Genomic DNA, 21,411 nt, shown 5'->3' with positions numbered 1-21,411 from the left:
GGCTTTTGGCGCAATAGTCAAACATGGCGCGGATGCCAAGCCGTTATCGCCACCGACTGGCGGATTGGCTCAAAGATTTGCCCTCAAAGCCTTCCAAAACTTGACGCTACGCTTGTTTCATGGTGAAGGTCACGCCAAATGTCGGAGGGGATGATTTCCCCTCGCCCAAATTTCCGGAACATCGATCATATGGCTACCGAACGTTACAATCCGCGCGATGCTGAACCCCGCTGGCAACAGGAATGGGAGCAGAAAAACGTCTTCACCACCGACAATGACGATCCGCGCGAAAAATACTACGTGCTCGAGATGTTTCCCTATCCGTCGGGCCGCATCCATATGGGCCATGTCCGCAACTATGCGATGGGCGATGTCGTGGCGCGCTACAAGCGTGCCCGTGGTTACAATGTGCTGCATCCGATGGGCTGGGACGCTTTCGGCATGCCGGCCGAAAATGCCGCCATGGAACGTGGCGTACATCCGGCATCCTGGACTTACCAGAACATCGCCTCGATGAAGGCGCAACTGAAGGTCATGGGCCTGTCGCTCGACTGGTCGCGGGAATTTGCGACCTGTGACGTCGACTATTACCAGCGCCAGCAGCACCTGTTCCTGGACTTCCTCGAAAAGGGTCTGGTCTATCGCAAGCAATCGAAGGTCAACTGGGATCCGGTCGACAACACCGTTCTCGCCAACGAGCAGGTCATCGACGGCCGCGGCTGGCGCTCCGGCGCCCTGGTGGAGCAACGCGAACTGACGCAGTGGTTCTTCCGCATCACCGATTTCAGCCAGGATCTGCTGGATTCGCTGGACACGCTCGACCAGTGGCCGGAAAAGGTCCGGCTGATGCAGAAGAACTGGATCGGCCGTTCCGAGGGCCTGACGATCCGATGGGAAATCGTTCCGGGCACCGGCGCTGACGCATCCGAAGTGACCGTCTATACGACGCGGCCGGACACGCTGTTCGGTGCCTCCTTCCTGGCGATCGCCGCCGATCACCCGCTGGCGCAACAGGCAGCCGCCGCAAACGCCGAGATCGAAGCCTTCTGCGACGAATGCCGCCGTGCCGGTACATCGCTCGCCGCGCTCGAGACCGCCGAGAAGAAGGGGATCGACACCGGCATCCGGGTCAAGCATCCGCTCGATCCGAACTGGGAACTGCCGGTCTACGTCGCCAACTTCGTGCTGATGGACTACGGCACCGGCGCCATCTTCGGCTGCCCTTCCGGCGATCAGCGCGACCTCGACTTCGCTCGCAAATACGGCCTGCCGGTCGTTGCCGTGGTCATGCCGAAGGACGGCGATGCGGCAAGCTTCGCTATCGGCAACGAAGCCTATGTCGGCGATGGCGTGATGATCAATTCACGCTTCCTCGACGGCCTTTCGACCGAGGAGGCCTTCGAGAAGGTCGCTTCGACACTGGAGAACACGAAGATCGGCGGCGAACCGCAGGCCGAGCGCAAGGTCAATTTCCGCCTGCGCGACTGGGGCATCTCGCGCCAGCGCTATTGGGGCTGCCCGATCCCGGTCATTCATTGCGACGACTGTGGCGTGCTGCCGGTGCCAAAGGCCGATCTGCCGGTGAAACTGCCGGATGATGTGACCTTCGACAAGCCGGGCAATCCGCTCGACCGCCATCCGACCTGGCGGCACGTCGCCTGCCCGCAATGCGGCAAGGATGCGCGGCGCGAGACCGACACGATGGATACCTTCGTCGATTCATCCTGGTATTTCGCCCGCTTCACCGCACCGTGGGAAAACAACCCGACCAATCCGGCCGTCGTCGACCGCTGGTTGCCGGTCGACCAGTATATCGGCGGCATCGAGCACGCGATCCTGCACCTGCTCTATTCGCGCTTCTTTACCCGGGCAATGAAGGCGACCGGCCATGCCAGCCTCGACGAGCCGTTCAAGGGTCTTTTCACCCAGGGCATGGTCGTGCACGAGACCTACAGCCGCGGCGAGGGCGCACAACGCGAATGGATCACGCCGGCCGAGATCGCGATCGAGGAAGTTGACGGCAAGCGCCGGGCGACGCTGATCGAAACCGGCGAACCGATCACCATCGGCTCGATCGAGAAGATGTCGAAGTCGAAGAAGAACGTCGTTGACCCGGACGACATCATCGCCTCCTATGGAGCCGACACGGCGCGCTTCTTCGTCCTCTCCGATTCTCCGCCGGATCGCGACGTCATCTGGTCGGAAGCCGGCGTCGAGGGGGCCCACCGCTTCGTGCAGCGCCTGTGGCGGCTGGTCTCGGAGGCATCCGACACGTTGAAGGCGATCGACGCCAAGCCGGCTTCCGAGGGACCGGCGCTGGCGATCTCGCAGGTCGCCCACAAGACGCTGAAGGCTGTCCAGGCGGACTACGACAAGCTGGCCTTCAACAAGGCCGTGGCGCGCCTCTATGAGCTGGTAAACGCGCTTGCGGGGCCGCTGACGCAGGTCGCCGACGGGTCGGCCGACGCCGCAACGATCGCCGCCGTCAAGGACGCGACCACGATCCTGATCAACCTGGTCGCGCCGATGATGCCGCATCTTGCCGAGCAGTGCTGGCAGGAGATCGGCGGCACGGGTCTGGTCGCGCAGGCCGCCTGGCCGACTTACCACGAGGCGCTGGTTGCCGAGAGCGAGGTGACGATGCCGGTTCAGATCAACGGCAAGAAACGCGGCGATTTGACAATTGCGCGCGACGCAGATCAGACTGCGATCGAGAGGGCGGTGCTAGCGCTCGACCCCGTCAAGGCCGCGCTGAACGGCCAGAGCCCGAAGAAAATCATCGTCGTGCCCCAGAGGATCGTGAATGTCGTTGTCTGAAAAAGCTCATAGATGCGCGCAGCTTCTGGCAATCGGCAGCTTCGTCGCCCTGGCTGGCTGCCAGGTGAAGCCGCTCTATTCCGAGGGGCCGCAGGGCAAGCCGGCAAAGGCACTCGCATCGATCGAGATCTCCGATGCCGACGACCGCGTCGAGCAGGAAGTCCGCAACGCACTGATCTTCCTGACATCCGGAGGCGCTGGTGAGCCGGCTCATCCGGAATACAAGATGGCGCTGAATGTCACCAGCGAGGTGATGGGTGTGCTTTACGATCAGGAATCCGACACCGCGGGTGCCGGCCGCGTCGTCGTCAGGGCGGACTACAACCTGACACGCGCCGATAGCGGAGAAACCGTCCGTTCCGGCAATCGCAGCGCCGTCGCCCTCGTCGACTTCCCCGAACAGGAATTCGCCAAGGTTCGCGCGACGCGCGACGCGCAAAACCGCGCAGCCAGGGAGTTGGCCGAGATCATCCGGGCGGATATAGCGGCGGCGCTCGGCCGCTGAGGGTAGCGGCATGAGCGAAATCAAGTCGCACGAATTCGACGGGCTCCTGCAGCGGCCGCTCCGGGATAACAGGCTCTATGTCGTCTACGGGCCGGATCGCGGCCTTGTCTCCGAACGCGCCGGCCAGATCGCCGCGAAAACTGGCGTGGCGCTGGACGATCCCTTTTCGCTGATCAAGCTCGATGCCTCCGACCTGCAGCAAAGCCCCGGGCGCTTGCTCGACGAAGTCAACACGATCGGGCTGTTCGGCGGCGAAAAGCTCGTCTGGATCCGCGCGTCGGGCACGGAAAAGACGCTGGTCGACAGCTTCTCCACGCTCGCACAGCAACCGCCCGACGGCAGCTATGTGATCATCGAGGCTGGCGACCTGAAGAAGGGAACCGGGGTCCGGAAGATCGGCGAAACCGCGCGTTCGGTCGTGGCCGTCGCCTGTTACAGCGACGATGCACGCGCATTGAACAGACTGATCGACCACGAACTGGGCGAGGAAGGCCTGAGGATCACCCCGGCGGCGCGGCAACGGCTGAACGAAGCGCTGGGTGGCGATCGCATCGCCTCGCGCAACGAGATCCGCAAGCTGGCGCTCTACTGCAGCGGCCTGGCGATGATCGAGGAGGAGCACGTTTCCGAGATCGTCGGCGATGCGAGCGCCATATCGGTCGACGATGCCATCGATGCGGTCCTCAAGGGCGATGTCGACGGCCTGCAGCATGCCATCCGCAAGATAACGGCCTCAAAGACGGCAATCTTTCTCGTATTGCAGGCGTGCCTCAAGCAGTTTCAGCTACTCGATCTGATGCGGGCGGAAATGGACGACAGGCGCCAGCAGCCGAGTCAGGTTATCGCAACGCTCGGACGCCACCTGCATTTCCGCCGCAAGCCGCTGGTCGAAGCGGCGCTGAAGACCTGGACCTTGCCCGCCATCCGTCGCGAACTCGGACGTTTGCAGACGGCCATTTACCAGAGCCGCACCCGGCAGAGCCTGGAAGACAGCATCGCCATGCAGACATTGCTGGCCATCACGCTGCAGTCGGCCCGCCGATAATATTATTGTCCCATTTGATATAAAATCGAAAGCATTTCGGAAACGAAACGATTTAGCGCCGCTCCAGCAGCCGGCAGATTTCCTCAAGTTGATCAAGGGTTTTGTAGGAAATACGCAACTGGCCGCCGTTTGCCTTGTGATTGACGGTCACATCCAATCCGAGGCTGTCAGAAAGCGTTCTTTCCAGAGCAAGCGTGTCGGCGTCCTTCTCTTCCTTGCGCGAAGGCTTGCCGTAGTTGGGATCGCTCTGGGCGCGGATGTCGTTCTGAGCCAGGCGCTCCGCATCACGGACGGACATGCCCTTGGCAATAATTGAGCGCGCCAGACCGACCGGATCGGATGTCGGAATAAGGGCGCGGGCGTGGCCGGCCGAAAGCGTACCCGAAGATAGCATGTCGCGCACCGGCTCCGGCAGTTTCAGCAGGCGCAGACTGTTGGCGACATGGCTGCGGCTCTTGCCGATGATCTCACCAAGATCGTTCTGCGTGTAGCCATGCTCGGCAATCAATTGGTCGTAGCCGAGCGCCTCTTCCAGCGGATTGAGGTCGGACCGCTGGACGTTTTCAACGATCGCGATCTCCAGGGCCGTGCGGTCATCAACGTCGCGGACAATCACCGGGATATCGGTAAAGCCGGCCAGTTGCGCCGCGCGCCAGCGGCGCTCCCCGGCAATGATCTCGTAGCGTTCATCGGCAATCGTCCGGACGACCACCGGCTGAACGATGCCATGCTGGCGGATCGAGCTTGCAAGATCCTGCAGCTCTGCCTCATCAAAGGAGCGGCGCGGGTTGCGCGGGTTGCGGGCGACAAATTCGATCGGGATGCGTCGGTCGGCATTGACCGGCGCCACGGGACCGCTGGCCTGCAATGGCTGGTCCATTTCGCCGATCAAGGCTGCTAGGCCGCGGCCGAGTCTTCGTCTCGAATTGTCGTCATTCATCGTCTGCACTCACACTTATCGTTACGATGTCGAATCGATCGCAGTCAGGCCGCCTTTCGCAGCCTTTCGCGCTGAATCACTTCGGATGCCAACTGAAGATAGGCTTGGCTGCCGGCGCATTTGAGGTCGTAAAGAATCGCCGGCTTGCCGTAGGACGGCGCCTCGGACACCCGGACGTTGCGCGGGATCAGCGTATGGTAGACCTTCTCGCCCAAATGGGTTCGCACGTCATTGACCACCTGCTGGGCAAGATTGTTGCGCGAATCGAACATCGTCAGGACGATGCCCTGGATATCCAGTACGGGATTGACGGAACGGCGAACCTGATCGACGGTTTCGAGCAACTGGCTCAACCCCTCGAGCGCAAAGAACTCACATTGCAACGGCACCAGAACCGAGTGTGCCGCCGCCATTGCATTCATGGTGAGAAGATTGAACGATGGCGGGCAGTCAACCAGCACGTAGGAATATGCAAGCGCTTCGGGCGAGGCGAGCGCCTTTCGTAGCCGGAAGACGCGGTCACTTTCGCGGGAAATTTCCATCTCGACCCCCAGCAGGTCCATGGTCGATGGAATGATCGACAGATTGGGAACAACCGTGTCCTGGGCGATCGCGTCAATGCCGTGCGAACCGATCAGCAGTTCGTAGGAGGAAAGCTTGCGGTCGCGGCGCTGGATCCCCAGGCCGGTGCTAGCGTTGCCCTGCGGATCAAGATCGACAATCAGCACCTTCTCACCGATCGCCGCAAGGGCCGTTGCGAGGTTGATGGCTGTCGTTGTTTTTCCGACGCCACCTTTTTGGTTGGCGATGGTGATGATCCGGTTCTTTTCGCCTGCCATGCCACGGTCCGCCGCTATTGATTGTTCCGCGAAAGATTTGCGATCTCGAGAACCACAGAATCCGGCTCGACGACGCTTCTGTGTTTTACCAGATCAAACTGAAAGCGGCTAACGGCTTTGTCTATCTCTTGCTGGTAATCCCGGCCTTTGTGAAAGAATGCACGAGGTTTTCTGTCAGTCGTCATCCAGGGAGCACAGTAATCCAGCAATTGAGGCAGATCTGCGAGCGCACGAGCGGAGATCGCGTCGCATTCCGGGATAGTTTTGATGGCTTCCTCCATGCGAATCGGGTGCACGGAGCCGCGCGCGCCGGTTTCAGTCAAGGCGACACGAAGAAATGCCGCCTTCTTGTTGTTGCTTTCAACCAGATGAACCCATCCGCCATCCTCCGCGAGCAAGATCGCGGTAATGATGCCGGGAAAACCACCGCCGCTGCCCAGATCAACCCATCGTTTTGGCCCAGGAAAGAGCTGAAAAATTTGTGCACTGTCCGCGATGTGACGCTGCCAAAGATCGTTCAAAGTCGACGGTGCGACCAGGTTAATCGACTTTGCCCATTTCTGAAAAAGGGATGCAAAATGCTCGAGTTTTTCAGACGTTTCACGTGAAACACGCAATCCGTTCAGCTCTCGGGAAGGACTCGTAATCATTGAATCGCCTGCCTGGAATATACAACCGCCGACGCTTCGCCCTTGCGAATATGAGCAAGAATCAGCGAGATAGCCGACGGCGTGATGCCGTCGACCTTCATCGCCTGGGCAAGATTGCGCGGCATGGCGGTGATGAGCTTCTGCTTCAACTCATTCGATAGTCCAGAAAGCGATCCAAAGTCAAAGCCCTCCGGAATGTCACGGCTTTCTTCGCGCTGAACGCCGGCGATATCCGCAGCCTGCCTGTCCATATAGACGGCATAGGTCGCATCGATCTCTAGCGCCTCCGCCAGCTTTGCATCGATGGCCAGAAGCTCGGGCCACACGGCACCGAGCGATTGAATACTATGCTCGGCATAGGACAGAAGTTCAAAGGCAGAGCGCCGCTGTCCATCGAGATTGAGCTTGAGGCCCCGCATCCGGCCTTCTGTCGGGGTAACCGCCAACGATTTCAGCATCTGACGGTTGGATTCGATCGCCTTGACCCATGCACTGAACTTCTCTGCTCGACCGGCCGAGACACAGCCGAGCGACATCGCCTCCGGCGTCAGACGGATATCTGCGTTGTCGGCACGCAAGGACAGTCGGTATTCCGCGCGGGAGGTGAACATGCGATAGGGCTCGGCAACGCCGCGGGAGGTGAGGTCGTCGATCATCACACCGATATAAGAATTCGTCCGGCTGAACTGATAGGGGGCACTCCCGCCACAAAGCAGCGCCGCATTGAGCCCCGCCACCAGTCCCTGGGCACCGGCTTCTTCATAGCCGGTCGTACCGTTGATCTGGCCCGCCAGAAACAGGCCCGAAATCTTCTTCACTTCCAACGACGCAGAAAGTTCACGGGGATCGACGTGATCATATTCGATCGCATAGCCGGGTTGCAGGATTGAGACCCGCTCCAGGCCGGGAATCGTCCGGATGAAGGCGTCCTGAACATCCTCGGGTAGCGACGTCGAAATGCCATTGGGATAAACGGTATCGTCATCCAGGCCTTCCGGCTCGAGAAAAATCTGGTGACCATCGCGCTCGCCGAATTTGACAATCTTGTCTTCAATCGAGGGGCAATAGCGCGGCCCCACGCCTTCGATCTGGCCGGAGTACATCGCTGATTTGTTGAGGTTGTCAGCGATGATCTGATGCGTGGTCGCCGTCGTTCGCGTGACGCCGCAATCGATCTGGCGATTGACGATCCGGTCGGTCATAAAGGAGAAAGGCACCGGGTCCTCATCCGCACTCTGCCGGCCGACGGATGCCCAATCAATCGTCTTGCCATCCAATCGCGCCGGCGTTCCGGTTTTCAAGCGGCCGAGCCGCAGACCGAACCCTTCAAGCGTCGCCGACAATCCGACGGAGGGCGCTTCTCCCACGCGGCCAGCGGGGATCTTCCGGTTGCCGATATGGATCAAGCCACGCAGGAACGTGCCCGTCGTCAGGACGGCGGCCCCGCATTGCAGCACTCGGCCTTCGGCAAGAACAACACCCCTGACTCGGCCGCCCTCAAGCTGGAGATCGAATGCATCGCCCTCGATGACATCCAGGTTCTGGATCGAGTGGATCTCTGCCTGCATCGCCAACCGATAGAGCTTTCGATCGGCCTGGGTGCGCGGGCCGCGAACGGCAGGACCTTTTCGGCGATTGAGCAGGCGGAACTGGATACCGGCAGCGTCAGCGACACGACCCATGAGGCCGTCCATGGCATCGATCTCGCGAACGAGGTGGCCCTTGCCGAGCCCACCAATCGCCGGATTGCATGACATCACGCCGATCGTGTCACGCTTGTGCGTAACAAGAGCCGTTTTTGCCCCCATCCGGGCCGCTGCACTTGCAGCTTCACACCCGGCATGGCCACCGCCGATGACAATGACATCGTAATCAATCATACCAAACCGTCTCCATCACGGTATCAAATCGGTTCCGAATCGTTTCACGTGAAACATCCGGAGAGACTCGCGCACGTTGTATTCCGGGTCGTACCTCATTTGCCGATGCAGAACTCGGAGAAAATCACATCCAACAGATCCTCAACGTCAACACGTCCAGTGATTCGACCGAGTGCGTCGCCAGCCTGACGAAGATATTCAGCCTGAATATCAAGTCCGCTATTAGATTGCGCCAAACTTAAATCGATCGCATCGCGTGCCTGCTTAAGACAATCGACGTGCCTTTTTCGCGACGGCAACGACAACGCCGTTTGGCCCGAAAGGTCGGGCAGGTGGCTTTTCAATTGTTCGATAAGCCGGTCTATTCCTGCGCCCGTCTTCGTCGAAATCAGGACATCGGCGGCAGCCTTATCCCATAAAACGGTGCCTCGATCAATCTTGGTACCGATGCGAATAACCGGCTTGGCCGCATGAGGCTCCGCCAGTTCCGGGAAGCCACCCGGGGCATCGGCCAGTAACAGAACAAGGTCGGCCTGCTCCAGCGTCACGTAGGCGCGGCGCACACCCTCTTTCTCGACCAGGTCATCGGTAGGACGAAGCCCTGCCGTGTCAAAAAGTCGAGCGGAGAATCCGGCTAAGGAAAGATCGACGGACAGCACGTCCCTGGTGGTCCCTGCGATGTCGGTGACGATGGCGACATCGCGACGGGCGAGGCAGTTGAGCAGGCTCGACTTACCGGCATTCGGTTCGCCGGCGATGACGATTTTCAGCCCGTCGCGGATGATTTCCGCCGCACCGGCCCTAGCCAGATGCGCATCGATCTCCACGCGCAGGGTCTGCATGTCGACCCATATGGACGCTGCCACCGAGCCCGGAACATCGTCCTCATCGGCAAAATCGAGCTCTGCTTCGATCATCGCCCTTGCATGCGTAAGCCGGCGCGCCCAGCCGTGATACAGCGCCGACAGATGCCCGCTCGAATGTTCTTGCGCCAGGCGACGCTGCATCTCCGTTTCCGCGGCAATCAGGTCGGAGAGGCCTTCGATCTCAACAAGGTCGAGCTTGCCGTTGTGAAAGGCGCGCCTCGAAAACTCGCCCGCCTCTGCATGCTTCAGTCCAGGAATGGTCGAAAGTTCAGACAGAACAGCGTCGACAACGGCGCGCCCTCCATGAATCTGGAACTCGGCACAATCCTCTCCGGTGAATGACGCCGGCGCCGCGAAGTAAAGCACCAGTCCCTGGTCCAGGACATCATTGTTTCGATTGCGAATCGACCGCAGCAACGCCTGTCTTGGCGCGGGTACGAATCCACACAGCCGTTCCACCGCCGGCCTTGTGTGCGGACCGCTGATACGGATCACCGCAACGCCGGACGGAAGTCCGCCGGAGGACAAGGCATAGATCGTGTCGGCCACGTTCTGATTGTGTTGATGGTTCACCGCCGGAACATCCTGGTTCGCACCTGCTATTAGTGTCGCGATTATACGCCAGATCGGGCGTCACCGTGTAACTCTGTAACTCCCAGCCGCGACTCCGGCGAAGGAATCCGGCTAAGTTAAAACACGAAAGCCCAGGCAGAACCTGGGCTTTGTCTCGAAATCCGTCGATGCGATTACGTGTTCATCGAATCGAAGAAATCGCCATTGGTCTTGGTCTGCTTCAGCTTGTCGATCAGGAACTCGATCGCATCCGTGGTGCCCATGGGTGCGAGGATGCGGCGAAGCACGAAGATCTTCTGCAGGTCCTGGCGCGGCACGAGAAGGTCTTCCTTGCGCGTACCGGACTTGAGGATGTCCATAGACGGGAAGATGCGCTTGTCGGCGACCTTGCGGTCCAGCACGATTTCCGAGTTACCGGTGCCCTTGAATTCTTCGAAGATGACTTCGTCCATGCGGCTACCCGTATCGATCAGTGCGGTGGCAATGATCGTCAGCGAGCCGCCTTCCTCGATGTTGCGGGCGGCACCGAAGAAGCGCTTCGGCCGCTGCAGGGCGTTGGCATCGACACCGCCGGTCAGCACCTTGCCCGACGACGGCACGACGGTGTTATAGGCGCGGCCGAGGCGGGTGATCGAATCAAGCAGGATGACGACGTCGCGGCCGTGTTCGACCAGGCGCTTCGCCTTCTCGATGACCATCTCGGCGACCTGCACGTGGCGTGTCGCGGGCTCGTCGAAGGTCGAGGAGACAACTTCGCCCTTGACCGAGCGCTGCATGTCGGTGACTTCTTCCGGCCGCTCATCGATCAGAAGAACGATCAGGTAGCATTCCGGATGGTTCGCGGTGATCGAATGGGCGATGTTCTGCAAGAGGACGGTTTTACCGGTGCGCGGCGGCGCGACGATCAGGCCGCGCTGGCCCTTGCCGAGGGGGGCAATCAGGTCGATGACGCGAGCGGAAAGATCCTTCGAGGTGGGGACCTCAAGCTCCATCTTGAAGCGCTCGTTCGGATAGAGCGGCGTCAGATTGTCGAAATGAACCTTGTGGCGGATCTTCTCCGGGTCCTCGAAGTTGATCGTGTTGACCTTGAGCAGGGCGAAATAGCGCTCGCCTTCCTTCGGACCGCGGATCGGACCCTCGACGGTATCGCCGGTCTTCAGCGAGAAGCGGCGGATCTGCGAGGGGGAGATGTAGATGTCATCCGGACCGGGCAGATAATTGGCATTGGCCGAGCGCAGGAAGCCGAAGCCGTCCTGCAGCACCTCGACGACGCCTTCGCCGATGATTTCGACATCCTGGCTCGCCAGCATTTTCAGGATCGCGAACATCAGCTCCTGCTTGCGCATGACGCTGGCGTTCTCGACCTCGAGTGATTCAGCAAAGGCCAGAAGATCCGTCGCTGTTTTGTTCTTAAGTTCTTGTAGCTTCATCTCAGCCATGAAGGGGACCACACTTGGAATCGGAAAGGAAAAATCGGCGTGTCTGATGTAAGGGGAGCTGCAGCGGAAGGGGCAGGCTCGTAACGTTTACATAGGTCACGATAAGAGGAGGTGGGCGGAAAATAGCGATTCACTCGCTGCGCCGCAAGGGGTTTGGAAAAATTAGCAAAAGTTTCCTTAACAGCGCGCGGTGAATCAAAACGGTTTTACAACCGCCATGATGACGATCAGGATCATCAGCAGCGTCGGCGCCTCGTTCATCAGACGCCAATAGCGGGCGCTGCGGGCGTTTTCATCCCGCCCGAAGGCCCGCACCGCGCGGGCAAACAGCATGTGGACGCCCGTCAGGAGAACAACGAAAAGCAGCTTGGCATGCAGCCATCCGCCCTGAAATCCGTAGACGCTCCAGGCGAGATAAAGGCCGAGCAGCCAGCTGATCATCATTGCCGGGTTCATGATGACCTTCAGCAGCCGCTGTTCCATCATCTTGAAGGTCTCGGACTGGTCGGAGCCCGGCGCCGCATCGGTGTGATAGATGAACAGCCGCGGCATGTAGAGCAGGGCGGCCATCCAGGACATCACGGCGATGATATGCAGCGCCTTGACCCAGAGATAGAGATTATCGGGCTGCCACAGGAACAACGCAGCAAGCAGTGCCAGGAACAGCGCGATGGCGACAAGAGCGCGCATCCGCGCCCTGGCTCCAGGGCCGGCGTCGGTCTGGCGCTCGGTCATGTCCTTGCTCCGCGCACCCGCGAGACGAGACGCGAGACGTTGTCCGGATCGGCCTGGGGCGTGATGCCATGGCCGAGGTTGAAGATCAGCGGACCGTTACCCAGCGCTTGCAGGATCGCGTCGATGCCGTCATCCAGCGCCTGTCCGCCGGCAACGACCCGCATCGGGTCGAGATTGCCCTGGACCGGACCATCCTTCTGAAGCTCGGCCGCAAAGGAAAGCGGCACCGACCAGTCGAGACCGATGGCGTCTGCAGCGGTTCCCTGGCGATAGCCCTTAAGAAGAATTCCGGCACCCTTCGCGAAGGCGATGACCTTGGCATTCGGCCGTCGCGCCCGAACACTGTCGATCATCCGGCGAACCGGCTTGACGGCATATCTCAGAAACTCGTCCTCGCCGAGCACGCCTGCCCAGGAATCGAAAATCTGCACCGCGTCGGCGCCGGCATCGATCTGCGCGACGAGGTAATCGGCCGAAACGTCGGCAAGCGTTGCCAGCAGCCGGTCGAAGGCTTCCGGATAGCGATAGGCAAACAAACGCGCTGGCGCCTGGTCCGGTGTTCCGTGGCCGGCGATCATATAGGTCGCCACCGTCCAGGGCGCGCCGCAGAAACCGAGCAGGGTCGTCTCCCCCGGCAGTTCGTCGCGCAGCCGCCGGACCGTTTCGATGACCGGCTTCAAATGATCGGCGACCGGCCGGATATCGAGCCTTGCAATATCGGCTTCCTCGATCGGATCCATGCGTGGTCCATGCCCTTCCTCGAAACGCACATTGCACTTCAAGGCATCGGGAATGACCAGGATATCGGAAAAGAGAATGGCAGCGTCAAAGCCGTATCGGCGGATCGGCTGCAGCGTCACTTCGACAGCAAGCTCCGGGGTGTAACAGAGATCGAGGAAGCTGCCGGCTGTTGCCCGGGTCTGGCGATATTCGGGAAGATAGCGCCCAGCCTGCCGCATCAACCAGACAGGGGGAGGTGACAGGGTTTCACCATTCAACACCCGTAACACCTTGCGGCTTTTCTCGGTCACCGACACGTTCTCCCAATATAAAAGAAATCAGATATCTAAGGTTTCTATTTCTTAGAGTCGGTGACTATCAAGGATTAAAAGTCACCCAGCCTTTTTCCACGTTTGTGGTCGTCCGACCAAATTGACGGGTTCAAATTCCCCCCTGCGTCCATCACTCCCGGCATAGCCCGGAAAATTCAGGGGATTCAAAATCTTGTCTGTTTTCCGCCGCGCGCCTTTATTGTGGAAAAGCGGTGGACAAACGTGACACTTTGTCCTTCCATGAGTCTTGTCCACAAGTGCGGAAAATCGGTCTCCCGCGAATCCGGATTGTGAATAACTCGCCGGTTTTCCCTCTGCCTTGGAAAAGGGCCGGCTCTTGATCGTCGTTGTCCCGGTTTATCAACAGCCCCGGAGAAATAGCGTGGAGAACCATAAAAACTATTTCCATCTGCATCTGATCTCCGATTCGACAGGCGAGACGTTGATCGCGGCGGGCCGGGCAGCGGCCGCGCAGTTTCAGTCGTCGCATGCGCTCGAACACGTCTATCCGCTGATCAGGAACCGCAAGCAGCTGATGCAGGTGATGGCCGCGATCGATGGTGCGCCGGGGATCGTGCTTTATACCATCGTCGATCGGGAGCTCGCCGACATCATCGATGCGACTTGCAAGGAGATGGGCCTTCCGTGCGTTTCGGTGCTCGACCCGATCATCGAGCTTTTCCAGTCCTATCTCGGCACGACGTCGCGGCGGCGGTCCGGTGCGCAACATGTGATGGACGCCGATTACTTCGCGCGTATCGATGCGCTCAATTTCACCATGGATCATGATGACGGCCAGATGCCGGCGGATTTCAACGATGCCGACGTCGTGCTGGTCGGCATCAGCCGGACATCGAAAACACCGACCAGCATCTATCTCGCCAATCGCGGCATCAAGACGGCGAATATTCCGATCGTGCCCGGCGTCCCGTTGCCGGACCGCCTCATGGAGGCGACCAAGCCACTGGTCGTCGGGCTGATCGCAACCGTCGACCGGATTTCCCAGGTGCGGGAAAACCGGGTACTCGGAACCCCGTCGCATAATTTCCGCGGCGAAGAATATGTCGACCGCGCCTCGATTGCCGAGGAACTGAAATACGCGCGATCGCTCTGCACCCGCAACAACTGGCCGATGATCGACGTGACGCGTCGCTCCATCGAGGAAACGGCGGCCGCAATTGTTGCCCTGAGACCGCGGCTGCGCTAAGGCGAGTCCGGTCAATCAGGATATGAAGACAATGGCAGGTTCTCTTGTCCTCGCTTCGGCGAGCCCCTTCCGGCGCATGCTCCTGGAGAATGCCGGCATCCATTTCCAGGCGAAGGCGGCCGGTATCGACGAGCGGGCGATCGAAAACCAGGCGGAGCGGCAGCATTCTTCGCCTGAGGAGGTGGCGGTCATTCTGGCCGAGGCGAAAGCAAGACATGTCGGCGGGGACTTTCCCGAGGACATTATAATAGGCTCGGACCAGACCATGTCGCTCGGCCAGCGCGTCTATCACAAGCCGCGGGATATCAAGGAAGCGAGGGAGCATCTGCTGTCGCTCTCCGGACAGACCCACCAGCTGAACAGTGCGGTCGTCCTGACGCAGGGGGGCGACGTCCTCTGGAAACATCTGTCTGCCGCGCGGATGACCGTTCGCACGTTAAGTGCCGACTTCATCGAGCGGCACCTCGAACGCGTCGGCGCAAAGGCGCTGTCGAGCGTCGGCGCCTATCAGCTGGAGGGTGAGGGCATTCAACTCTTCGAGAAGATCGAAGGTGATTATTTCACCATCCTCGGTCTGCCCATGCTGCCGCTTCTGGCCAAACTCAGGGATTTGCGGGTGATCGATGCGTGATTCACGTGAAACATTTGTTAACCATGCCTTCGTCACCGGCTATCCGATCAAGCATTCCCGCTCGCCTCTGATCCATAGTTACTGGCTGAAACAGCTTGGTCTCGAAGGAAGCTACCGGGCGCATGAAGTCGCGCCTGAAGACTTTCCGGCCTTCATCGCGTCGCTGAGGAACGGCCAGTCCGGCTTCATCGGCGGCAATGTCACCATCCCGCACAAGGAAATGGCCTTCGCCCTTGCCGACCGGCCGGACGCGCAGAGCACCGAGCTGGGCGCTTCCAATACCCTGTGGGTCGAGGACGGGCTGGTGCATGCGACCAATACGGACGGACATGGTTTCACGGCGAATCTCGACGAACGCTCTGTCGGCTGGGATCGATGCGACACCGCGATCGTCCTCGGCGCCGGCGGCGCCAGCCGGGCCGTCATCCAGGCCGTTCGGGATCGCGGCGTCAAGACCATTCACGTGGTCAACCGGACGCAGGCGAGGGCCCGGGAACTGGCCGACCGGTTCGGCCCGGCGGTTCATGCGCAGCCGATGGAGGCCTTGCCGGAGGTAATGCTGGACGCCGGCCTTTTCATCAACACCACGTCGCTCGGGATGGACGGATCAGAGGCGCCCGACATCGACTTCACGGTGATGCGACCCGGCAGTGTGGTGACGGATATCGTCTATGTCCCGCTGAAGACGCCGATCCTGCAGCAAGCCGAAGCGCAGGGCCACAGGATCGTCGACGGTCTTGGCATGCTGCTGCATCAGGCGGCACCCGGCTTTGAAAAATGGTTTGGCAAAAGACCCCAGGTCGACGCGACCTTGCGGCAGATCATCATCGACGACATGGCGCGGCACGCATGATCATTCTGGGACTGACAGGCTCGATCGGCATGGGCAAATCGACTGCCGCGCAAATGTTTGCGGATCTCGGCGTGCCCGTGAACGATGCCGACGCGGTCGTGCATTCGCTTTATCAGGGGGAAGCGGTTGCGCCGATCGAGGCGGCATTTCCCGGAGCGACAGCGGCCGGGGCAGTCGACAGGAAGGAGCTGTCCCGGCAGCTCGCTGAAAACCCGTCGCTGTTCAAGAAACTGGAGGCAATCGTTCATCCGCTGGTGCGCAGAGCGGAGCGGGAGTTCCTTGCGCGTCAGCGCGCGAAAAAATCGCCGCTGGTCCTGCTCGATATTCCGCTGTTGTTCGAGACGAAGGCGGAAGATCGGGTCGATGCGGTGGTGGTCGTTACCTGCCGTCCGGAGATCCAGAGGGAGCGCGTGATGAAAAGACCGGGGATGACGGAGGAAAAATTCGCCCTCATTCTCTCCCGCCAGGTTCCCGATGCCGAAAAACGTGCGAAAGCAGATTACATCATCGATACCAGCGGCGAGTTTGATTCGACCCGCGGCCAGGTCGCGGCGATCGTCCGGCAGGTGACCGGCCAGAAGGGGCCATGATGCGCGAAATCATCTTCGATACGGAAACGACCGGTCTCGACAACAGGCTGGACCGGGTCATCGAAATCGGCGGCATCGAACTCCACAATCATTTTCCGACGGGGCGAACGTTCCACGTCTACATCAATCCCGGCGACCGGAAGGTGCATCCCGACGCGTTGGCGGTCCATGGCATCTCCGATGAGTTCCTGAAGGACAAGCCGGATTTTGCCGGCATCGTGACCGAGCTTTTGGATTTCTTCGGCGACGCCCGTTGGGTCGCTCACAATGCCACCTTCGACATGGGCTTCATCAACGCCGAACTGGCGCGGCTCGGTCTGCCTGCCATCACCAATGACCTGGTGACCGATACGCTGGCGCTTGCCCGGCGCAAACACCCGATGGGCCCGAACTCGCTCGATGCGCTTTGCCGGCGCTACGGGATCGACAATTCGCACCGCACCAAGCACGGCGCGCTGCTCGACTCCGAGCTTCTGGCGGAAGTCTATATCGAAATGATCGGCGGCCGGCAGACGGCGCTCGGCCTTTTGTCCGGCGAGAGCCGCGGCGGCCAGGTCACCGAGACCGACGATATAATCGTCGTCGCCGGGCAAAGGCCGCGACCGCTCGCCTCCCGTCTGACCATCGTGGAAATCGAGGCGCATGCGGCGCTCGTCGCCAAAATGGGCGCGAAGGCGATCTGGGCGAAATACGAACCCGCCAAATGAAAATGCCCGGTCACCGACCGGGCATCGTTCAAATCACGCCTGACGGGAACCGGATCAGTTCGTGTTGGCGGAGACCTGCGAACGGACCTTTTCTTCGGCCATGCGCTGGGTGAACATCTGGGCGAAATCGATCGGGTCGATCATCAGCGGCGGGAAACCGCCGTTGCGCGTCGCATCGGCAACGATCTGGCGCGCGAACGGGAAGAGCAGCCGCGGGCACTCGATGAAGAGCAGCGGCAGCATGTGTTCCTGCGGGAAGCCGGTGACGCGGAAGACGCCGCCATAGGCGAGTTCCACATTGAACAGCATCTTGTCGCCATCCTTGGCTTCGGCATTCAGCGTCAGCACGACATCGAATTCGGCATCCGACAGCGGGTTGGCGTTGACGTTGACATTGATGTTGATCGACGGGGCCTTTTCGCGTGCCTGAAGCGAACGCGGCGCACCGGGATTTTCAAACGAAAGGTCCTTGATGTACTGCGCCAGGATGTTCAGGGACGGGCTCTCTGCTGCGCCGCCGTTGGGGGTGGATGCGGTATCGGTCATAAGGCCTTTTCCTTCGAACATGAATGAGGTGAGGCCATCTAGCACTTCGCATCTGGCCTTACAACCCGGAACGCCCCTCACTTCAGGCGGTCGCGGTCGTTCGGATCGGTGCGGCCACGGCCATCGGTACGGGAAAATTCGTCTTCGTCGAGGTCGATGACCTGCGGGCCGGATCGCTGTGACGATCCGCGCTCAGGCCCCGGTCGGCGCGAAAAACCGCCCACCCCACCCGTCGTCACGACCGTCAGCCGGGTCTTGATCAGCGACCAGCCGAGATCCCTGACGGCCGGAATGAAAAGCAGCAGCCCGACGACATCGCTGATGAAGCCGGGAATGATCAGCAGGAATGCGGCGATCACGATCATCGCGCCATGCACGAGTTGCCGCCCGGGATCGGTACCGGTCTGCGAGGCCTGCTGAATTTTCCTGAGCACGCCAAAGCCCTGGATGCGCAGGAGAGCGGCACCGGCGACTGCGCTTGCCAGTACCAGCAGCAGCGTCATGCCGACACCGATCTCGCGGCCGACAAAGATGAAGGCCGCGATCTCCGCAAGCGGCATCAAAAGGAAAAGCAGCGGTATGATCAGCGAGCGCATTGTGTCCACTTATTCTCAAAGCAGCCTGTCCGCATTGGACCGGCAATTGCAAAGAAGTGATATAGTCGTTTGAATGATCGTGTCATGCAGACTATATGGGATGATTGCACGGCATGTTAACGGCGGTTCTGGGTGGAAATGGGCTCTTTTGACTTCATCACATTGTTTTTCCTGGTCGCCGCGGTGATCATCTTCCTTCAGTTGCGCAGCGTGCTGGGCAAGAGGACCGGCAACGAACGTCCGCCCGTTGATCCCTATTCGCCCCGCGACGCCGCCCAAGGCCCGGAAGCAGCCGGCAAGGTCGTGCAGCTTCCCCGCCGCGACGGCACTGGCGAAGACATTTCACGCTATGCCGATATCGATGCCTTTACCAAGGCCGGCACGCCGCTGAACGAGGCGCTGCGCCGAATGAGCGATGCCGATCCGGGTTTCGACCCGCAAGAATTCGTCAACGGCGCCAAGATGGCCTACGAAATGATCGTCATGGCTTTTGCCGACGGTGACCGCAAGACCCTGAAGGGCCTCCTGTCCCGCGATGTCTATGAAGGGTTCGATGCCGCCATTTCCGAGCGTGAAAGCAAGGGCGAAGTGGTCAAGTCCACTTTCGTTGGAATTGAGAAGGCCGATATGGTGCATGCCGAGATCAAGGACAGCGAAGCCAACATCACGCTGCGGATCATCAGCCAATTGATCTCTGCCACCTATGACAAATCCGGCGCCATCGTCGATGGCGATGGCGAAGCCGTTTCCGAGGTCAACGATCTCTGGACATTTGCCCGCGACATTCGCTCGCGCGATCCGAACTGGAAGCTGATCGCCACCGAATCCGAAAACTGATCGGGGCACGGGCGATGGATTTCGATTTGCAGAAGGTCGACTTTTCCGGCCTCCCCGGTTGGCAGGACGACAATCCATTGCCCTTGCTGGCCGCTCTGAAGCGCTGTCGAAATCACGTCACGACATTCAAACCCCACAGGACGGGCTCGCTCGGCGTCTCGTCCGCCGACCTGATGCCGGCCTATGAGGCGGCAGCGACCGACGAGATCCGGACCGCAGACGCAGCCCGGGCTTTCTTCGAGGAGCAGTTCGTCCCGTTCAAGATCGTTCGCCGGGACGGCAAGCCCGGTTTCGTCACGGCTTTTTACGAACCCGAAGTCCTCGTCAGTGCGACACCGGACGAGACTTTTCGCTTTCCCTTCTACCGACGGCCGGACGACCTCGTCGATGTCGACGATACCAATCGGCCGGATGGCTTGGACCCGTATTTTGCCTTCGGCCGATTGAAGGACGGTGTCATCCGCGAATATCCGGATCGCAAGGCGATCGAACAGGGCTTTCTCGCCGGGCGCGGACTGGAGATCGCCTATGCGAAATCCAAGGTCGACGTGTTCTTCGCCCATGTGCAAGGCGCCGCCCGGCTGGTCTTTCCCGACGGATCGATGAAGCGCATCACCTATGCGGCAAAAACCGGACATTATTTCTCCGCCACCGGAAAGCTGCTGATCGAGCGCGGCAAGATCGACGCGGCAACCGTCTCGATGCAGTCGATCCGGCACTGGCTGGATGGTCATCCGGATGAGACTGACGAGGTGCTCTGGCACAATCGGTCCTTCATCTTCTTTCGCGAGGCGGAGGTCGACGATACGGGTCTCGGTCCGGTGGCAGCTGCCAAAGTGGCCTTGGAGCCCGGCCGCTCGCTCGCGGTCGACCGGCTCATCCATACCTTCGGCGTTCCCTTCTTCATTTCGAGCGACAGTCTGACGTCGATCGACAGCGGGCGGCCGTTTCGACGGCTGATGCTGGCGCTCGATACCGGTTCGGCGATCGTCGGGCCCGCCCGCGGCGATCTTTTCACCGGTTCGGGCGACGAAGCAGGACGGTTGGCTGGTGCCGTGCGCAACGACGCCGACTTTTTCATTTTCGTCCCGAAGGCTGCGGCGGCAAGATACGACCATGGCTAGGATCAAGAACCTGACGAGCGAGGATCGGATATTGTGGGGCAAGGTTGCCCGCACCACCCGTCCTCTGCCCGGACGCCTGGACGAACTTGCCGAATTCGAAGAGCCGGCGCCGGAACCGGAGCCGGAGAAGCCCGCTGTCCCGACGATCAAGGAAGGCAAATCTTTGGCCGAGGCTTTCGGCTCGGCAGCGGAAGCCGTGAAGCGTCCGCGCGTCCACCATCCGCTCGAAAAGCCGGTCAAGCGCAAACTGGCAAAAGGCCATCTGCCGATCGAAGCGCGGATCGACCTGCACGGCATGGTGCAAAATGAGGCGCATGGGTTCCTCCTGCATTTTCTTCTGCGCGCGCACGAGCGAGGGCTTCGGCACGTGCTCGTCATCACCGGCAAGGGCACGTCGCTTGGCAGCGAGGGGGCGTTGAAGCGGGCGGTGCCGATGTGGTTTTCGCTGCCGGAATTCCGGATGCTGATCTCGTCCTACGAGCCGGCGGCACGCAACCATGGCGGCGAGGGCGCTCTCTATGTCCGCCTGTCGAAGCCCAGGGGTTCGACTCCATGACGCCTTTTGGCGAAGCGATGCACCGGCTGCGGCGAAAGAAGGGCGTTTCGCAGAAGCAGATGGCCGCGGCCATCGGCGTGTCGCCAGCCTATCTTTCGGCATTGGAACATGGAAAGCGCGGTGCGCCGAGCTTTGAATTCCTGCAACGGGTCGCCGGATATTTCAACGTCATCTGGGATGATGCCGATGAGCTTTTCGGGCTGGCGGCCCTTTCCGATCCGAAAGTCGTGCTCGACACCTCCGGCCTGTCGCCCGCGCACACCGCCTTTGCCAACCGGCTCGCCAGCCGTATCCGCGGTTTATCCGGTGAAACCATCGGCATCCTGGAAGATGTTTTGGAAAAAGGCCGGTTTCCTGATAAGGAACTCTGATGATCCCCTGAATTCTGCCGCTTTCAGGCTGCACGGGATTTGGAACTCTGGA

22 protein-coding genes are annotated in these 21,411 nt (G+C 60.4%); 12 read left to right on the top strand and 10 right to left on the bottom strand.

Annotated elements, in window-relative coordinates:
• The first annotated feature begins 189 nt into the window (after window positions 1-189).
• Genes leuS through holA form a run of 3 tightly spaced genes read left to right on the top strand, consistent with a single transcriptional unit; the run spans window position 190 to window position 4,367 of the window.
• On the top strand, window positions 190-2,817 hold the full coding sequence (leuS, locus tag A3AY_RS0118645) for a leucine--tRNA ligase (RefSeq protein WP_018327187.1): 2,628 nt from the start codon (window positions 190-192) through the stop codon (window positions 2,815-2,817).
• Window positions 2,804-3,322, top strand: coding sequence for an LPS assembly lipoprotein LptE (locus tag A3AY_RS0118640; protein WP_018327186.1), 519 nt, complete (start codon window positions 2,804-2,806; stop codon window positions 3,320-3,322). Before leuS ends, A3AY_RS0118640 begins: the two co-directional genes overlap by 14 nt.
• Before the next feature lie 10 nt (window positions 3,323-3,332).
• Window positions 3,333-4,367: a DNA polymerase III subunit delta gene (gene holA, locus A3AY_RS0118635; RefSeq protein WP_018327185.1), complete on the top strand. Its 1,035-nt coding sequence runs from the start codon at window positions 3,333-3,335 to the stop codon at window positions 4,365-4,367.
• Between the two features lie 52 nt (window positions 4,368-4,419).
• Here holA and A3AY_RS0118630 read toward each other — a convergent pair whose 3' ends face one another.
• The 8 genes from A3AY_RS0118630 to hemE all read right to left on the bottom strand — a co-directional run bounded on the left by A3AY_RS0118630 (window position 4,420) and on the right by hemE (window position 13,320).
• Window positions 4,420-5,307 (bottom strand): ParB/RepB/Spo0J family partition protein, encoded by an 888-nt coding sequence (locus A3AY_RS0118630; protein WP_018327184.1) that lies wholly within the window; start codon window positions 5,305-5,307, stop codon window positions 4,420-4,422.
• A 44-nt stretch (window positions 5,308-5,351) separates the two neighbouring features.
• Window positions 5,352-6,146 (bottom strand): ParA family protein, encoded by a 795-nt coding sequence (locus A3AY_RS0118625; RefSeq protein WP_018327183.1) that lies wholly within the window; start codon window positions 6,144-6,146, stop codon window positions 5,352-5,354.
• Window positions 6,147-6,160: 14 nt separating this feature from the next.
• Window positions 6,161-6,796 (bottom strand): 16S rRNA (guanine(527)-N(7))-methyltransferase RsmG, encoded by a 636-nt coding sequence (gene rsmG, locus A3AY_RS0118620; protein WP_026203594.1) that lies wholly within the window; start codon window positions 6,794-6,796, stop codon window positions 6,161-6,163.
• Entirely contained in the window at window positions 6,793-8,676 is a 1,884-nt protein-coding gene (mnmG, locus tag A3AY_RS0118615) for a tRNA uridine-5-carboxymethylaminomethyl(34) synthesis enzyme MnmG (protein ID WP_018327181.1), read from the bottom strand. The genes rsmG and mnmG overlap by 4 nt, the downstream gene beginning before the upstream one ends.
• Before the next feature lie 95 nt (window positions 8,677-8,771).
• The gene (mnmE, locus tag A3AY_RS0118610) at window positions 8,772-10,115 is read right to left on the bottom strand and encodes a tRNA uridine-5-carboxymethylaminomethyl(34) synthesis GTPase MnmE (protein WP_018327180.1); all 1,344 of its coding nucleotides are present in this window, start codon (window positions 10,113-10,115) and stop codon (window positions 8,772-8,774) included.
• Window positions 10,116-10,288: 173 nt separating this feature from the next.
• A complete protein-coding gene (gene rho, locus A3AY_RS0118605; protein WP_026203593.1) occupies window positions 10,289-11,554 on the bottom strand; it encodes a transcription termination factor Rho in 1,266 nt (421 codons plus the stop codon).
• 195 nt (window positions 11,555-11,749) lie between these two features.
• Window positions 11,750-12,289, bottom strand: coding sequence for a protoporphyrinogen oxidase HemJ (hemJ, locus tag A3AY_RS0118600; protein WP_018327178.1), 540 nt, complete (start codon window positions 12,287-12,289; stop codon window positions 11,750-11,752).
• Window positions 12,286-13,320 carry a uroporphyrinogen decarboxylase gene (hemE, locus tag A3AY_RS0118595; RefSeq protein ID WP_026203592.1) on the bottom strand — a complete coding sequence of 345 codons (1,035 nt, stop codon included), beginning with the start codon at window positions 13,318-13,320 and terminating at the stop codon, window positions 12,286-12,288. Before hemE ends, hemJ begins: the two co-directional genes overlap by 4 nt.
• A gap of 403 nt (window positions 13,321-13,723) precedes the next feature.
• On the opposite strand from hemE, the gene A3AY_RS0118590 reads away from it, so the two are divergent.
• From A3AY_RS0118590 to dnaQ, 5 genes are read left to right on the top strand one after another with little or no spacing between them, the layout of a single operon-like run.
• Complete coding sequence (locus A3AY_RS0118590; RefSeq protein WP_018327176.1) at window positions 13,724-14,548, top strand: pyruvate, water dikinase regulatory protein; 825 nt, start codon at window positions 13,724-13,726, stop codon at window positions 14,546-14,548.
• Between the two features lie 31 nt (window positions 14,549-14,579).
• Window positions 14,580-15,179, top strand: coding sequence for a Maf-like protein (locus tag A3AY_RS0118585; protein WP_018327175.1), 600 nt, complete (start codon window positions 14,580-14,582; stop codon window positions 15,177-15,179).
• Complete coding sequence (locus tag A3AY_RS0118580; protein ID WP_018327174.1) at window positions 15,172-16,032, top strand: shikimate dehydrogenase; 861 nt, start codon at window positions 15,172-15,174, stop codon at window positions 16,030-16,032. The genes A3AY_RS0118585 and A3AY_RS0118580 overlap by 8 nt, the downstream gene beginning before the upstream one ends.
• Window positions 16,029-16,622: a dephospho-CoA kinase gene (coaE, locus tag A3AY_RS0118575; RefSeq protein WP_018327173.1), complete on the top strand. Its 594-nt coding sequence runs from the start codon at window positions 16,029-16,031 to the stop codon at window positions 16,620-16,622. The genes A3AY_RS0118580 and coaE overlap by 4 nt, the downstream gene beginning before the upstream one ends.
• Window positions 16,622-17,329, top strand: coding sequence for a DNA polymerase III subunit epsilon (dnaQ, locus tag A3AY_RS0118570; RefSeq protein ID WP_026203591.1), 708 nt, complete (start codon window positions 16,622-16,624; stop codon window positions 17,327-17,329). Before coaE ends, dnaQ begins: the two co-directional genes overlap by 1 nt.
• A 54-nt stretch (window positions 17,330-17,383) precedes the next feature.
• Here the strand turns inward: dnaQ and secB are convergent, their stop codons facing one another.
• Complete coding sequence (secB, locus tag A3AY_RS0118565; protein WP_018327171.1) at window positions 17,384-17,875, bottom strand: protein-export chaperone SecB; 492 nt, start codon at window positions 17,873-17,875, stop codon at window positions 17,384-17,386.
• Between the two features lie 77 nt (window positions 17,876-17,952).
• Window positions 17,953-18,471: an FxsA family protein gene (locus A3AY_RS0118560; RefSeq protein WP_018327170.1), complete on the bottom strand. Its 519-nt coding sequence runs from the start codon at window positions 18,469-18,471 to the stop codon at window positions 17,953-17,955.
• Between the two features lie 138 nt (window positions 18,472-18,609).
• On the opposite strand from A3AY_RS0118560, the gene A3AY_RS0118555 reads away from it, so the two are divergent.
• From A3AY_RS0118555 to A3AY_RS0118540, 4 genes are read left to right on the top strand one after another with little or no spacing between them, the layout of a single operon-like run.
• Window positions 18,610-19,308: a Tim44/TimA family putative adaptor protein gene (locus tag A3AY_RS0118555; RefSeq protein ID WP_018327169.1), complete on the top strand. Its 699-nt coding sequence runs from the start codon at window positions 18,610-18,612 to the stop codon at window positions 19,306-19,308.
• A 14-nt stretch (window positions 19,309-19,322) separates the two neighbouring features.
• Window positions 19,323-20,432: a murein transglycosylase A gene (gene mltA, locus A3AY_RS0118550; RefSeq protein WP_018327168.1), complete on the top strand. Its 1,110-nt coding sequence runs from the start codon at window positions 19,323-19,325 to the stop codon at window positions 20,430-20,432.
• The gene (locus A3AY_RS0118545; protein ID WP_018327167.1) at window positions 20,425-20,988 is read left to right on the top strand and encodes a Smr/MutS family protein; all 564 of its coding nucleotides are present in this window, start codon (window positions 20,425-20,427) and stop codon (window positions 20,986-20,988) included. The genes mltA and A3AY_RS0118545 overlap by 8 nt, the downstream gene beginning before the upstream one ends.
• Window positions 20,985-21,359, top strand: coding sequence for a helix-turn-helix domain-containing protein (locus A3AY_RS0118540; protein ID WP_018327166.1), 375 nt, complete (start codon window positions 20,985-20,987; stop codon window positions 21,357-21,359). The genes A3AY_RS0118545 and A3AY_RS0118540 overlap by 4 nt, the downstream gene beginning before the upstream one ends.
• Window positions 21,360-21,411 lie beyond the last annotated feature (52 nt).

This window comes from Rhizobium giardinii bv. giardinii H152, from assembly GCF_000379605.1.
GTDB lineage: Bacteria > Pseudomonadota > Alphaproteobacteria > Rhizobiales > Rhizobiaceae > Pararhizobium > Pararhizobium giardinii.
Note: the sequence above shows the minus strand (reverse complement) of the source record. Positions and strands in the feature narration are given on the sequence as shown.

What these genes read in the sequence shown, in the direction of transcription:
- A3AY_RS0118625 (WP_018327183.1), bottom strand. Translation starts at nt 6,146, where the DNA reads ATGGCAGGCGAAAAGAACCGGATCATCACCATCGCCAACCAAAAAGGT.
- A3AY_RS0118540 (WP_018327166.1), top strand. Translation starts at nt 20,985, where the DNA reads ATGACGCCTTTTGGCGAAGCGATGCACCGGCTGCGGCGAAAGAAGGGC.
- hemJ (WP_018327178.1), bottom strand. Translation starts at nt 12,289, where the DNA reads ATGACCGAGCGCCAGACCGACGCCGGCCCTGGAGCCAGGGCGCGGATG.
- A3AY_RS0118630 (WP_018327184.1), bottom strand. Translation starts at nt 5,307, where the DNA reads ATGAATGACGACAATTCGAGACGAAGACTCGGCCGCGGCCTAGCAGCC.
- rsmG (WP_026203594.1), bottom strand. Translation starts at nt 6,796, where the DNA reads ATGATTACGAGTCCTTCCCGAGAGCTGAACGGATTGCGTGTTTCACGT.
- mnmG (WP_018327181.1), bottom strand. Translation starts at nt 8,676, where the DNA reads ATGATTGATTACGATGTCATTGTCATCGGCGGTGGCCATGCCGGGTGT.
- leuS (WP_018327187.1), top strand. Translation starts at nt 190, where the DNA reads ATGGCTACCGAACGTTACAATCCGCGCGATGCTGAACCCCGCTGGCAA.
- A3AY_RS0118545 (WP_018327167.1), top strand. Translation starts at nt 20,425, where the DNA reads ATGGCTAGGATCAAGAACCTGACGAGCGAGGATCGGATATTGTGGGGC.
- A3AY_RS0118555 (WP_018327169.1), top strand. Translation starts at nt 18,610, where the DNA reads ATGGGCTCTTTTGACTTCATCACATTGTTTTTCCTGGTCGCCGCGGTG.
- rho (WP_026203593.1), bottom strand. Translation starts at nt 11,554, where the DNA reads ATGGCTGAGATGAAGCTACAAGAACTTAAGAACAAAACAGCGACGGAT.
- mltA (WP_018327168.1), top strand. Translation starts at nt 19,323, where the DNA reads ATGGATTTCGATTTGCAGAAGGTCGACTTTTCCGGCCTCCCCGGTTGG.
- dnaQ (WP_026203591.1), top strand. Translation starts at nt 16,622, where the DNA reads ATGCGCGAAATCATCTTCGATACGGAAACGACCGGTCTCGACAACAGG.
- A3AY_RS0118585 (WP_018327175.1), top strand. Translation starts at nt 14,580, where the DNA reads ATGGCAGGTTCTCTTGTCCTCGCTTCGGCGAGCCCCTTCCGGCGCATG.
- coaE (WP_018327173.1), top strand. Translation starts at nt 16,029, where the DNA reads ATGATCATTCTGGGACTGACAGGCTCGATCGGCATGGGCAAATCGACT.
- A3AY_RS0118640 (WP_018327186.1), top strand. Translation starts at nt 2,804, where the DNA reads ATGTCGTTGTCTGAAAAAGCTCATAGATGCGCGCAGCTTCTGGCAATC.
- holA (WP_018327185.1), top strand. Translation starts at nt 3,333, where the DNA reads ATGAGCGAAATCAAGTCGCACGAATTCGACGGGCTCCTGCAGCGGCCG.
- secB (WP_018327171.1), bottom strand. Translation starts at nt 17,875, where the DNA reads ATGACCGATACCGCATCCACCCCCAACGGCGGCGCAGCAGAGAGCCCG.
- A3AY_RS0118560 (WP_018327170.1), bottom strand. Translation starts at nt 18,471, where the DNA reads ATGCGCTCGCTGATCATACCGCTGCTTTTCCTTTTGATGCCGCTTGCG.
- A3AY_RS0118580 (WP_018327174.1), top strand. Translation starts at nt 15,172, where the DNA reads ATGCGTGATTCACGTGAAACATTTGTTAACCATGCCTTCGTCACCGGC.